The organism is Microbacterium sp. 22303 (assembly GCF_052045265.1).
GTDB lineage: Bacteria > Actinomycetota > Actinomycetes > Actinomycetales > Microbacteriaceae > Microbacterium.
Window position 1 is genome coordinate 40,885 of the sequence record NZ_JBQEOQ010000001.1, and the last position, 12,955, is coordinate 53,839.

The 12,955-nt window shown below is 69.7% G+C and carries 10 protein-coding genes; 8 read left to right on the forward strand and 2 right to left on the reverse strand.

Annotated elements, in window-relative coordinates; genetic code table 11:
• The first annotated feature begins 32 nt into the window (after positions 1–32).
• The 3 genes from ACTJI8_RS00215 to ACTJI8_RS00225 all read left to right on the forward strand — a co-directional run bounded on the left by ACTJI8_RS00215 (position 33) and on the right by ACTJI8_RS00225 (position 1,864).
• Positions 33–509: an FHA domain-containing protein gene (locus ACTJI8_RS00215; RefSeq protein ID WP_440731417.1), complete on the forward strand. Its 477-nt coding sequence runs from the start codon at positions 33–35 to the stop codon at positions 507–509.
• The gene (ftsR, locus tag ACTJI8_RS00220; protein WP_440731418.1) at positions 509–1,186 is read left to right on the forward strand and encodes a transcriptional regulator FtsR; all 678 of its coding nucleotides are present in this window, start codon (positions 509–511) and stop codon (positions 1,184–1,186) included. The genes ACTJI8_RS00215 and ftsR overlap by 1 nt, the downstream gene beginning before the upstream one ends.
• Before the next feature lie 132 nt (positions 1,187–1,318).
• The gene (locus ACTJI8_RS00225) at positions 1,319–1,864 is read left to right on the forward strand and encodes a MerR family transcriptional regulator (RefSeq protein WP_440731419.1); all 546 of its coding nucleotides are present in this window, start codon (positions 1,319–1,321) and stop codon (positions 1,862–1,864) included.
• 86 nt (positions 1,865–1,950) lie between these two features.
• Here the strand turns inward: ACTJI8_RS00225 and ACTJI8_RS00230 are convergent, their stop codons facing one another.
• The gene (locus tag ACTJI8_RS00230; RefSeq protein ID WP_045252454.1) at positions 1,951–2,760 is read right to left on the reverse strand and encodes a ParA family protein; all 810 of its coding nucleotides are present in this window, start codon (positions 2,758–2,760) and stop codon (positions 1,951–1,953) included.
• Between the two features lie 82 nt (positions 2,761–2,842).
• Between ACTJI8_RS00230 and ACTJI8_RS00235 the strand changes: the two genes are divergently transcribed.
• The 3 genes from ACTJI8_RS00235 (at position 2,843) to ACTJI8_RS00245 (ending at position 8,799) form a co-directional block, all read left to right on the forward strand.
• Positions 2,843–6,256 (forward strand): pyruvate carboxylase, encoded by a 3,414-nt coding sequence (locus tag ACTJI8_RS00235; RefSeq protein ID WP_440731420.1) that lies wholly within the window; start codon positions 2,843–2,845, stop codon positions 6,254–6,256.
• A gap of 126 nt (positions 6,257–6,382) precedes the next feature.
• On the forward strand, positions 6,383–8,308 hold the full coding sequence (locus tag ACTJI8_RS00240) for a nucleotide-binding protein (RefSeq protein WP_440731421.1): 1,926 nt from the start codon (positions 6,383–6,385) through the stop codon (positions 8,306–8,308).
• A complete protein-coding gene (locus tag ACTJI8_RS00245) occupies positions 8,308–8,799 on the forward strand; it encodes a peptide deformylase (protein WP_440731422.1) in 492 nt (163 codons plus the stop codon). Before ACTJI8_RS00240 ends, ACTJI8_RS00245 begins: the two co-directional genes overlap by 1 nt.
• Before the next feature lie 70 nt (positions 8,800–8,869).
• On the opposite strand, the gene ACTJI8_RS00250 is transcribed toward ACTJI8_RS00245, so the two are convergent.
• Complete coding sequence (locus ACTJI8_RS00250; protein ID WP_440731423.1) at positions 8,870–10,726, reverse strand: AMP-dependent synthetase/ligase; 1,857 nt, start codon at positions 10,724–10,726, stop codon at positions 8,870–8,872.
• Positions 10,727–10,866: 140 nt separating this feature from the next.
• Here ACTJI8_RS00250 and ACTJI8_RS00255 point away from each other — a divergent pair, with 140 nt between their 5' ends.
• On the forward strand, positions 10,867–11,571 hold the full coding sequence (locus tag ACTJI8_RS00255; protein WP_440731424.1) for a lysophospholipid acyltransferase family protein: 705 nt from the start codon (positions 10,867–10,869) through the stop codon (positions 11,569–11,571).
• A gap of 38 nt (positions 11,572–11,609) precedes the next feature.
• Positions 11,610–12,944, forward strand: a complete 1,335-nt coding sequence (locus ACTJI8_RS00260) for a class II 3-deoxy-7-phosphoheptulonate synthase (protein ID WP_440731425.1) — start codon at positions 11,610–11,612, stop codon at positions 12,942–12,944.
• Positions 12,945–12,955: the final 11 nt, after the last annotated feature.

Below are 12,955 nucleotides of genomic sequence, written 5' to 3' on the forward strand. Positions count from 1 at the left end.
TAGGCTGGAACGCCAGAGGAGGGGGAGAAACAGTGACTGAGAACGACGTTCCCGAAGGCGCCGTCCGCCGCGGCGGTGAGCCCCTGCACGACACCACGCAGACGTTCGGGCACGACTCCGACCTGTCGTTCGTCCCGTTCGGCGCCGAGCTGACCGAGGTCGAGCAGGCGGCGATCGCCGCGCTCCCCTCGGGTTCCGCGCTGCTGCTGGTCCGTTCCGGCGCGCTCGCCGGTGCCCGCTATCTGCTCGACACGGCGGTGGCGACGGTCGGACGTCATCCTGAGGCGGACATCTTCTTCGATGACGTCACGGTCTCCCGGCGGCATGCGGAGGTCATCCGCACCGGCACCGCGTTCGAGATCGTCGATCAGCGTTCGCTGAACGGCACGTACGTGAACGGCGAGCGGGTCGATCGCAGCGAACTGCGCAACGGCTACGAGGTGCGCGTCGGCAAGTTCCGGCTGAACTTCTTCGCCTCACCCGTGGATCTCGCGCAGGCGAACGACTGATGGCGGCGTCGGCCGCCGAGCGTTCTGCCCCCACCGGGTTGCTGAGCATCGGCCAGGTGCTCGCACGTCTCACGCCGGAGTTCCCCGACGTGCGCGCCTCCAAGCTCCGGTTCCTGGAGGAGAAGGGGATCGTCAACCCCGTGCGCACCGCGTCGGGGTACCGCAAGTTCTCCGCCGCCGACCTGGAGCGGATCCGCATCGCGCTCACGCTCCAGCGCGACCAGTACCTGCCGCTCAAGGTCATCCGCGAGCACCTCGACGCGCTCGACGAGTCCGGCGGCTCGCCGGAGCTGCCCGCGTCGATCGTGCAGGGTCCGCGCCGGTACCGCCGCGACGAGCTGGTGCACGCGGCGGGTGCGTCGCACGCCCTCCTCGGCGACGCGGTGTCGAGCGGCATGCTTCCGGCTGCCGAGACCTACCCCGAGTCTGCGGTGTCGCTGCTGCGCGCGCTGGCGGCACTGGACGGCCACGGCATCGGGCCGCGCCACCTGAGGCCGCTGCGGCAGAGCGCCGAGCGTGACATCGCCCTGGTCCAGTCGGCGCTGTCCGCGCTGCTGCGCCGCACCGACACCCCGTCGCGGGCGCGGGCCAGCGAGATGGCCCCCGAACTGGCATCCCGCCTGGACGAGGTGCGTTCGCTCCTGGTCAAAGACGGCATCGGCCGGCTGCTGTCGTAACGAACTGATTGCGACACACCCCCTCGTCGGGACGGATGTCGTTGTCGGGGGGTCCACGCTGTTCTAGCGTGGAGTCATCGACTTTCAGGTTGTGGTTGAAGGATGCTGTGCCTTCAGGATGAGGAGGATGCCATGAGCGCCGAGGAACGGGGCGATGCACCGTCGTTCGGAGACGATCTCCTCTTCACCGACGGACTTCCCGCGATGGACGACGAGGTCGGCTACCGCGGCGCCGTGGCCGCCCGTGCGGCCGGTATCACGTACCGACAGCTGGACTACTGGGCGCGCACCGAGCTGGTGGTCCCGACCGTCCGCGGCGCGAGCGGGTCCGGATCCCAGCGCCTATACGGCTTCCGCGACATCCTCGTGCTCAAACTCGTCAAGGAGCTGCTCAACACCGGCATCTCGCTGCAGCAGATCCGCACCGCCGTCGATCAGCTCCGGGCCGCCGGCATCCGCGATCTGGCTGGCACCACCCTCATGAGCGATGGCGCCTCCGTCTACCTGTGCACCTCGAACGATGAGGTCATCGACCTCCTGAGCCGAGGCCAGGGCGTCTTCGGCATCGCCGTGGGCAAGGTCTTCCACGAGGTCGAGGCGACGCTGGTCGAGTTCGATGCGCTCGTCGCCGAGCCGGCCGACGACCTGGCCGCGCGCCGCGCCCGTCGCACCGCCTGACCGCACGGGAACAGCAACGGAAAGAGCCGGCCCCCTCGGGGACCGGCTCTCGTCGTATCGGGGCTCTTGCGAACCGCCGAGTCCGCTCAGACGCGGGTGTCGTCGGGCAGGGCGATGCGCCCGGTGCGGATCACCCTGTCCAGCAGCGTGTCGAAGTCGGCGGCGAGTTCCTGCGCGGAGTCGCCGGGCCAGATGTGCAGCGGCTTCGCGGCGCCCTGCGCCTGCTGCAGCGAGGTGCGCTCCGGCAGCTGCGGCGAGAGCACGAGCGGGCCGAACATGTCGCGCAGCTCCTTGATGCGGAACTGGTGCTCGATGGACTGCGGGCGCACGCGGTTGACCACGATGCCGAGCGGCTGCAGCCGGGGGGAGAGGCCGCGGCGGATCTCCTCGATCGCGCGCAGGGCGCGGTCCGCGGCGGCGACCGAGAACAGCCCCGGCTCGGTGACCACCATGACGCGATCGCTCGCGGCCCACGCGGTGCGGGTGAGCGCGTTCAGCGACGGGGCGCAGTCGATCAGCACGAGGTCGTAGTCGGCCTCGACGGCGGCCAGCGCCTCCTCGAGCTTCCACACGTCGCGCACGCTCGGGTGCGGGCCGTCGAAGTTGATCGCCGACGGGCTGCCGATGAGCACGTCGATCGTCCCGGGGTGCACCTTCGCCCAGCCGGAGGATGTGATGGCCTGGCGGACCACCTTCTCCTTGGGGTTGGCCAGGACGTCGGCGATGTTGAGCCGGCCGGCGACCTGGATGTCCATGCCGGTGGAGACGTCGGACTGCGGGTCGAGATCGACCACGAGGGTCCGGACGCCGCGGGCGAACGCCGCCGAAGCGAGGCCGAGGGTCACGGTCGTCTTTCCGACACCGCCCTTGAGGGAACTGACGCTGAGTACGTGCACGGACACCACGTTACCTTCCTCTAGGCTGAGGACACACTCAGCCCCCGATGCGCGTCGCTGCGCCCCCAGTGTTCGAGGTGCCATGTTCCAGAAGATCCTTGTGGCCAATCGTGGAGAGATCGCGATCCGGGCCTTCAGAGCCGCGTTCGAGGTGGGGGCGAAGACGGTCGCCGTCTTCCCCTGGGAGGATCGCGGATCCATCCACCGCCAGAAGGCGGATGAGTCGTATCAGATCGGGGAGGTCGGGCACCCGGTGCGGGCCTACCTCGACGTCGAGGAGATCATCCGCGTCGCGCGGGAGTGCGGCGCCGACGCGATCTACCCCGGCTACGGCTTCCTCTCGGAGAACCCGGAGCTCGCGGCACGCGCCGCCGAGAACGGGATCGCCTTCATCGGCCCGCCGGCGCACGTGCTGGAGATGGCCGGCAACAAGGTGACCGCGAAGCAGCATGCGGTCGCAGCCGGCGTGCCGGTGCTGCGTTCGACCGACGCGTCCGACGACGTCGACGAGCTCGTCGGACAGGCTGCCGACATCGGCTTCCCGATCTTCGTCAAGGCCGTGGCCGGCGGCGGCGGACGCGGCATGCGGCGGGTCGAGTCGATCGGGGAGCTGGCGCCGGCGCTGGCCGAGGCCATGCGCGAGGCCGGGAGCGCCTTCGGTGACGCGCGAGTGTTCCTCGAGCAGGCGGTGCAACGGCCCCGGCACATCGAGGTGCAGGTGCTCGCGGACGGCACGGGGCACACGGTGCATCTGTTCGAGCGCGACTGCTCGGTGCAGCGTCGTCACCAGAAGGTGATCGAGATCGCTCCGGCTCCGAACCTCGATGACGGAATCCGCACGGCTCTGCACGGCTACGCCGTCGCCTTCGCGAAGTCCATCGGCTACGAGAACGCGGGCACGGTCGAGTTCCTGCTGGAGACGGCAGGGGAGCGCGCGGGTGAAGTCGTGTTCATCGAGATGAACCCGCGGATCCAGGTCGAGCACACCGTGACCGAAGAAGTCACGGACGTCGACCTCGTGCAGTCGCAGATCCGGATCGCCGCCGGGGAGACGCTGGCGGATCTGGGCCTGGACCAGGACAGCATCCAGCTGCGCGGTGCCGCGCTGCAGTGCCGGATCACCACGGAGGACCCGGCGCAGGGATTCCGTCCCGACACCGGCCGGATCACGACCTACCGCTCGCCCGGCGGTGCCGGCATCCGCCTCGACGGCGGCACCACGGCCGCCGGCTCGCAGATCAGCCCGCACTTCGACTCGATGCTCGCGAAGCTGACCTGCCGTGGCAGGGACTTCCCTGCGGCGGTGGCCCGGGCGAAGCGCGCTCTTGCCGAGTTCCGGATCCGTGGCGTCGCGACGAACATCCCGTTCCTGCGCGCCGTGCTCAACGACCCGGCGTTCGTCGCCGGAGACGTGTCGACGCTCTTCATCGAAGAGCGGCCTGAGCTGCTCACGACCAACCCCTCGAGGGACCGGGCCACGCGTCTGCTGAACTGGCTCGGCGACGTCACCGTGAACAGGCCGTACGGCCAGAAGCCGTTGTCGCCCTCGCCCGGGAGCAAGCTCCCGAAGATCGATCTGAGCGTCGAGCCGCCCGCAGGAGCCCGTGAGCGTCTGCTCCGGCTGGGACCGGCCGGGTTCGCCCGCGCGCTGCGCGAGCAGACCGCGCTCGCCGTGACGGAGACGACCTACCGCGACGCGCACCAGTCGCTGCTCGCGACGCGGGTGCGCACCCGGGATCTGGTGCGAGTCGGCCCGCACGCGGCGCGCATGACGCCGCAGTTGCTCTCGATCGAGGCATGGGGCGGCGCGACCTACGACGTCGCGCTGCGCTTCCTCGCGGAGGACCCGTGGGAGCGCCTGGAGGCGCTGCGGAAGGCGATCCCCAACATCCCGCTGCAAATGCTGCTGCGCGGGCGCAACACGGTCGGGTACACGCCGCGGCCGGTCGAGGTGACGAACGCGTTCGTGCGCGAGGCCGCGACGACCGGGATCGACGTCTTCCGCATCTTCGACGCGCTCAACGACGTGTCGCAGATGCGGCCCGCGATCGACGCGGTGCTGGAGACCGGCACCGCGGTCGCCGAGGTGGCGCTCTGCTACACCGGCGATCTGCTGGACCCCGCGGAGCAGCTCTACACCCTGGACTACTACCTGCGCCTCGCGGAGCAGATCGTGGACTCCGGCGCGCACATCCTCGCGATCAAGGACATGGCGGGCCTCCTCCGCCCCGCGGCGGCGGCGCGCCTCGTGTCCGCGCTGCGCGAGCGGTTCGACCTGCCCGTCCAGGTGCACACGCACGACACCGCGGGCGGGCAGCTCGCGACGCTGCTGGCCGCCAGCGCGGCGGGAGCGGACGCCGTGGACGCCGCGGCGGCGCCGATGTCCGGCACGACGAGCCAGCCGTCGCTGTCGGCCCTCGTGGCGGCTCTCGCGCACACCGAGCGCGACACCGGGCTGGATCTGCAGGCGATCGGCGACCTGGAGCCGTACTGGGAGGGCGTGCGCCAGCTCTACCGCCCCTTCGAGTCGGGACTGGCCGCACCCACGGGCCGCGTGTACCACCACGAGATCCCCGGAGGGCAGCTGTCCAACCTGCGCCAGCAGGCCATCGCCCTGGGCCTCGCGGACGACTTCGAGCGCATCGAGGACATGTACGCGGCGGCGGACCGGATCCTCGGCCGGATCCCCAAGGTGACCCCCTCGTCGAAGGTCGTCGGTGATCTCGCCCTGGCTCTCGTCGCGGCAGGAGCGGACCCCGCGGACTTCGAGCAGAATCCGCAGAACTACGACATCCCCGACTCCGTGATCGGCTTCATGGCCGGCGAGCTGGGCGATCTGCCCGGCGGATGGCCGGAGCCGTTCCGCACGAAGGTGCTGGCGGGGCGGAAGGTCTCGATCGACGTGGTCCCGATCTCCGAAGACGAGCAGCGCGCACTCGACGGAGAGGGCCTGGAACGGCGGCAGACGCTGAACCGTGTGCTCTTCCCCGGGCCGGCCGCGGAGTTCGAGCGCAATCGCGCGGCATTCGGAGACCTGTCCGCGCTGGGCACGCCCGATTACCTCTACGGCCTCGTGCCTGGAGAGGAGCACGTCGCGGAGATCGACCCCGGGGTGCAGCTCTATGTGGGGCTCGAGGCGATCGGCGAAGCGGACGAGAAGGGCTTCCGCACGGTCATGACCACGCTGAACGGCCAGCTCCGGCCGGTGTTCGTGCGGGATCGCTCCCTCAAGGTCGATGTGCGCGAGGTCGAGAAGGCGGACACCTCCAAGCCGGGTCAGGTGGCTGCCCCGTTCTCGGGCGTGGTGACGCTGAAGGCCGAGGCAGGACAGGCGGTGAGCGCCGGCGAGGCGATCGCCTCCATCGAGGCGATGAAGATGGAGGCGGCGATCACGGCACCCGTGGACGGCGTCGTGGAGCGCCTTGCGATCGGCGCCACCCAGCAGGTCGACGCCGGCGATCTCCTGGTCGTGATCCGCCCGTCGCACACCGACTGAGAGCCGCCGAGGGCGTCCGCGATGGACGCCCTCCGGCCCGGTCCGCCGCGTGGGGGCGCGGCGATGTGCACTAACCTTGGGCGTTGTGATGCGCGCCGACAGGGCGTATCACGGGGGAGAAGCATCATGAGCACAGAACGCAGGAATACACAGAACGAAGAGGCCGAGGACGCTCTCGGCGTCCTCGACAGCACCGGCGCCATCGGCACGGCGGACATCGGGCTGCTCGGCGAGTCGACCGCACAGGTCCCCGTCGCGCTGCCGGTCCCGGACGACGATGATCTCGTCGACGACGACGTCACCGATGGGGAGGCGTTCGCCGACCTCGTGCTCGACGCCGATCCCGCCGACCTCGTCCGAGGGGACGACGGCATCGGGAGGATCCATCAGGGCGCAGGCATCTCGGACATCGTGATCGAGATCCCGGCGGTCGCGGCCGAGGAGGTCGTGGTCGCTGAGCTCGTCGAAGATGCAACGGCGCGGGACCATGACGTCGCCGGCGGGGTCGAGGGCGATGCCTCCGGGGCCGCGAATCCGTCGCCGCAGGCGGCGGCCTCCGACGAGCCCGCGGTGCAGGAGGACGCGCCTGCCGAGGAAGCAGCTGTCGAGGACGTGGCTGCCGAGGAAACGGTCGTGGATCCGATCGACGACCAGGTCGATGCCCCGGACTTCGACACCGCCTTCGACGGCACCGCCTTCGACGAGATCGCCGAGGACGTGAACGCCGGCGAGGTCGAGTTTCCGGTCGACGATGATGCGGAGGCGGTCGAGGTGGGCGAGCATGCCGAGCCTGTCGCCGACGTCGAAGCCGAGGAGGACACCGGCGCCGTCGCCGAAGACGGCATCGACGACGTCGCTGAGGACGACGCCCACGCTGTCGCTGACCACGAAAGCTCCGTCGAGCCCGTTGTCGCGTCGGTCGTGCCGGCGGAGCTGGTGCTCCACGCCGTGGACGGGACGAGCCCCGCGCCGGTCCGGGCGCTCGATGTGAACACCGCGCCGACCGTCGCTGCGGCGGCGACGGAGGAGGAGATCATGACCGACGACCACGCTCGCGCGTCCGAGCCCGACCTCACCTCGCGTCGGCTGGATCAGCTCGGCGACCGGGAGCGGGAGAGCGCGGACCTGCTCACTGCCGACCGGTTGCTGGATGCGAGCAGGCTCGCGGGCCCGGAGCCGGAAGGGCTGTGGAGCCACCTGCTCTACACGGTGTCCGGCCGCCGTATCAACCTCGGCGACGGCAAGCGCGCCCAGCAGCGCAAGGCGCTGAGCGCGCGCATCGCCTCGCCGCTGTCCGGGACGGCCCGGTTCGTCCCGGTGCTGAGCCGAAAGGGCGGCGTCGGCAAGACCACGGTGACGGCGCTGCTCGGAATGGCACTCGCCGATGCGCGGGAGGACAGGGTCATCGCCGTCGACGCGAACCCCGACCGCGGCACCCTCGCCGATCGCATCGCGCGCACCAACAGCAAGACCGTGCGTGACCTGGTGCGCATCCACGATCAGGTCACCGGCTATCACGACATCTCCGCCGTGGTATCGCGAGACGCCACCCGCCTCGATGTGCTGGCATCGGACGCCGATCCCCGGGTCTCCGAGGCGTTCAATGACGAGGACTACGACCAGGTCGCCTCGGTCGCGGCGCACTACTACTCGCTCGTGCTCACCGACACCGGCACCGGCATCGTCCATTCGGTGATGGGCGCGATCCTGGATCGCGCGGACACGCTCGTGATCGTCGCCGGACTCAGCGTCGACGAGGCGCGGCTCGCATCCGAGACGCTCACCTGGCTCGAGGCGAACGGCTATGCCGCCAAGGTCCGCGAGGCTGTCGTGGTGCTCAACCAGTCCACTCCGGGGACCCCTATGGTGCGTCTGGGCGAGCTGGAGGCGCATTTCCGCACTCGAGTCGCGCACGTGCTGCGCCTCCCGTACGACGCCCGCATCGCGGCGGGAAGCGCGATCACCTTCGCAGCGCTGCAGCCGGAGACGCGCCAGGCGGCGCGGGAGCTGGCCGCGATCGTGGTCGAGGGCCTGAGGGCGCAGGCGGCCTGATGGCGGTCCGTGAGATCCGGCTGTTCGGAGACCCCGTGCTGCGCACGGTGTGCGCCGAGATCGGCACCATCGACGACGGCGTGCGCGCTCTCGTCGCCGACCTGGTCGACAGCGTCGAGCTCCCCGGGCGCGCCGGGGTCGCCGCCCCTCAGATCGGCGTGGCGCTGCGTGCGTTCAGCTACAACATCGACGGCGACATCGGCTACGTGCTGAATCCCGTGCTGGTCGAGGTGCGCGGCGACCCGGTGCCCACCGGCGAGGGCTGCCTGTCCGTGCCCGGCCTCTGGCACGACGCGCTGCGCCATCCGTGGGCGCGCGTCGAGGGGATCGACCTCGACGGCGAGCCCGTGGTGCTGGAGGGGGAGGGGCTCCTCGCCCAGGCTCTGCAGCACGAGACCGACCACCTGGACGGCAAGGTGTACCTCTCCCGGCTGGATCCGGAGACCCGCAAGATCGCCATGCGCGAGGTGCGCGAGAGCTCCTGGTTCTGAGAGCACCTGGTTCTGAACGCATGAGGAAGGGCCCCGGGAAGCCCCGGGGCCCTTCCTCATGCGCCTGCCGTCAGCCCAGCGGCACCGTCGTGGTCGCGGTGGTCTCGTTGTAGATCGCGGCGACCTGCGGGGCGAAGTCCTTCATGATGACGTTGCGCTTGATCGAGAGCTTGGGCGTGAGGTGCCCGCTCGCCTCGGTCCACTCCGAGGGCAGGATCGTGAACTTGCGGATCGACTCGGCACGGGACACGCGGGTGTTGGCGACGTCGATCGCGCGCTGCACCTCGGCGCGGACCGCGTCGTTCGTGGCGGCGTCGGCGAGCGACATGTCCGCGGGGAGCCCGTTGTTCGCCAGCCAGGTCGGCAGCATCTCAGGATCGAGCGTGACCAGTGCCGCGATGAACGGCTTCTGGTCGCCGACGACGACCACCTGGCCGACGATCGGGTTGGCGCGGATCGGATCCTCGAGCGCGGCGGGGGAGACGTTCTTGCCGCCCGCGGTGACGATGATCTCCTTCTTGCGGCCGGTGATCGTCAGGAACCCCTCGTCGTCGAAGGACCCGAGGTCGCCGGTGCGGAACCAGCCGTCGTGGAACGCGGCCTCGGTGGCCTCGGGGTTGTTCCAGTACTCCTTGAAGACGTTGACGCCGCGCACCTCGATCTCGCCGTCGTCGGCGAGGCGGATGCCGACTCCGGGCAGCGCGGGACCGACAGTGCCGATCTTCGACTTGTCCGCCAGGTTGACCGTGGCGGGGGCGGTGGTCTCGGTGAGGCCGTAACCTTCCAGGATCACCACGCCGAGGCTGTGGAAGAAGTGGCCCAGGCGTGCGCCGAGCGGCGCGGATCCGGAGATCGCATACTGGATGTTGCCGCCCATCGCCTCGCGCAGCTTCGCGTAGACGAGCTTGTCGAACAGCGCGAACTTGATCTTCATGCCGAGCGGGATCTTCGCCCCTTCCTCGACGAGGCGGGAGTGCTCGACCGCGGTCGCCGCAGCGGCGCGGAAGATCTTGCCCTTGCCGCCGGCCTCTGCCTTCTGCTCGGCGGAGTTGTACACCTTCTCGAACACGCGCGGCACGGCGAGCAGGAAGGTGGGCTTGAAGGACCCGAGCGCCGGGAGCAGCTGCTTGGTGTCGGGCTGATGCCCCGTGCGCACGCCGGCGTGGATGTCGAGGATCGAGATGAACCGGGCGAACACGTGCGCCGTGGTGATGAACAGCACGGTCGAGGCGCCCTGGATGGAGACGACGTCGTCGAGCGACTTCGCGGCGTTGCGGGACAGCTCCACGAAGTTGCTGTGCGTGAGCACGCAGCCCTTGGGCCGCCCGGTCGAACCCGAGGTGTAGATGAGGGTGGCGATGTCCGCGCCGTTCGCGATGACGCGGCGGCGTTCGATCTCCTCGTCGGGCACCTCGGTCCCCTTGGCGGTGAGCTGGGCGATCGCACCGAGGTGCATCTGCCACACCTCGCGGACCAGCGGCAGGTCTCCGCGCACCTCGTCGAAGCGGGTGAAGTGCTCGGGCGACTCGACCATGAGCGAGATCGCTGCCGAGTCCTCCATGATCCACTGGATCTGCGACGGGGAGCTGGTCTCGTAGATCGGAACCATGACGGCACCGGCGTAGAAAAGCGCGAAGTCCACCAGCGTCCACTCGTACGTCGTGCGGGCGAGGAAGCCCACCTTCTCGCCGGGCTGGATTCCGGCGGCGACGAATCCCTTCGCGAGGGCGATCACGGCGGTGCGGAACTCGGCCGCGGTGATGTCGCGCCACCCGGCGCCGTCCGGCACGGAGAACAGAGCGAGGTTCGGGGTCTTCTGCACCCGCTGCTCGAGGAGGTCGGTGATGTTGTCCTCGGGTGCGGCTTTCACGATCGCGGGGACTTCGAACTGGACCACGGCAACTCCTTCGGGGCCGGACGCGTACATGCTTCCCAGGAGTCTATGCCATGCGGCGCCTGGGGTCCGGGCATCATGCGTGAGATTCAGTCGCACGATTGGTGAAACTGCGTCGCAGGCAAAGAACCCGCCTCTCGTCCTCATCCCGGTAGCGGGATAGACTGCGGGCGATGATCTACTGGTTCATGAAGTACATCGCCATCGGCCCCCTGGTGAAGGCGATCTTCCGTCCGTGGATCGTCGGCAGAGCGCATGTGCCGGTGACGGGCGCCGCGATCATGGCGAGCAACCATCTGTCCTTCTCCGACTCGATCTTCCTGCCGCTGATGCTGGATCGGAAGATGTCCTTCCTCGCCAAGAGCGACTACTTCACAGGCCGCGGGCTCAAGGGCTGGGCGACGCGGATGTTCATGAAGGGCACGGGACAGCTGCCCATCGACCGCTCGGGAGGCAAGGCCTCCGAGGCCTCACTGAACACCGGGCTGGGGGTGCTCGGGCGCGGCGACCTGCTGGGGATCTATCCCGAGGGCACCCGCAGCCCCGACGGCAAGCTGTACCGCGGCCGCACCGGCATCGCGCGGATGGCACTGGAGGCGAAGGTCCCGGTGATCCCCGTGGTGATGGTCGACACCGACATCGCAATGCCGACCGGGCAGCGCATCCCAAAGATCATGCGCGTGGGCATCGTCATCGGAGAGCCGCTGGACTTCTCCCGATACGCAGGCATGGAGAACGACCGCTACATCCTGCGCTCGGTGACGGACGAGATCATGATCGCCCTGCAGCGGCTCGGCGAACAGCACTACGAGGACGTCTACGCCTCGACCGTCAAGGACCGCCTCGCCGCACAGGCGTCATCCGCGCGGGCTTCATAGAGCGATCCGCACCCGTCCTCGCACCCTAGGATGGGGGGATGCCTCAGCCTCTCGACCTCGACTCGTGGCGCGCCCTCCCGATCAAGCAGCAGCCGCAGTGGCCTGACGCCGAGCGCGTCGCCGAGGTCTCCTCGCAGATCGCGGCGCTCCCGCCGCTCGTGTTCGCCGGCGAGGTGGACAACCTCCGCGAGCGCCTCGCCCGCGCGGCGTCCGGGCAGGCGTTCCTGCTGCAGGGCGGCGACTGCGCCGAGACCTTCGCCGGCGCCACCGCCGACCAGATCCGCAACCGCATCAAGACCGTGCTGCAGATGGCGGTCGTGCTGACGTACGGTGCGTCCATGCCCGTGGTGAAGATGGGGCGCATGGCCGGGCAGTTCGCCAAGCCGCGCTCGAGCGACACGGAGACCCGCGGCGACGTGACGCTGCCCGCATACCGCGGCGACATCGTCAACGGCTACGACTTCACCGAGGGCTCCCGCGAGGCGAACCCGGCGCGACTGCTGCAGGGGTACCACACCGCGGCGTCGACGCTGAACCTGATCCGCGCGTTCACCCAGGGCGGCTTCGCGGATCTCCGCGAGGTGCACTCCTGGAACCAGGGTTTCGCGAAGAACCCGGCCAACCAGCGCTACGAGCGCATGGCGGCCGAGATCGACCGCGCGATCAAGTTCATGGAGGCGGCGGGCGCCGACTTCGACGAGCTGAAGCGCGTCGAGTTCTTCACCGGCCACGAGGGCCTGCTGATGGACTACGAGCGGCCGATGACGCGCATCGACTCGCGGACCCTGACGCCGTACAACACCTCCGCGCACTTCCTCTGGATCGGTGAGCGCACCCGCGAGCTGGATGGCGCGCACGTCGACTACTTCTCCAAGGTCCGCAACCCCATCGGGGTGAAGCTCGGTCCCACCACGACGACCGACACGGCGCTGGCCCTCATCGACAAGCTCGACCCGAACCGCGAGCCCGGCCGGCTCACGTTCATCACCCGCATGGGCGCCGGCAAGATCCGCGAGGCGCTGCCGCCGCTGCTGCAGGCCGTGAAGGATTCCGGTGCGCAGCCGCTGTGGGTCACGGATCCGATGCACGGCAACGGCATCACCACGCCGACCGGGTACAAGACCCGTCGCTTCGACGACGTGGTCGACGAGGTCCGCGGGTTCTTCGAGGCGCACCGCGCCGTCGGCACCTTCCCCGGCGGCATCCACGTGGAGCTCACCGGCGACGACGTCACCGAGTGCCTGGGCGGATCCGAGCAGATCGACGAGGCCGCCCTCGCGACCCGGTACGAGTCGCTGTGCGACCCGCGCCTGAACCACATGCAGTCGCTCGAGCTGGCCTTCCTCGTCGCCGAGGAGCTCGAGAAGCGCTGACGCCCGTTCGA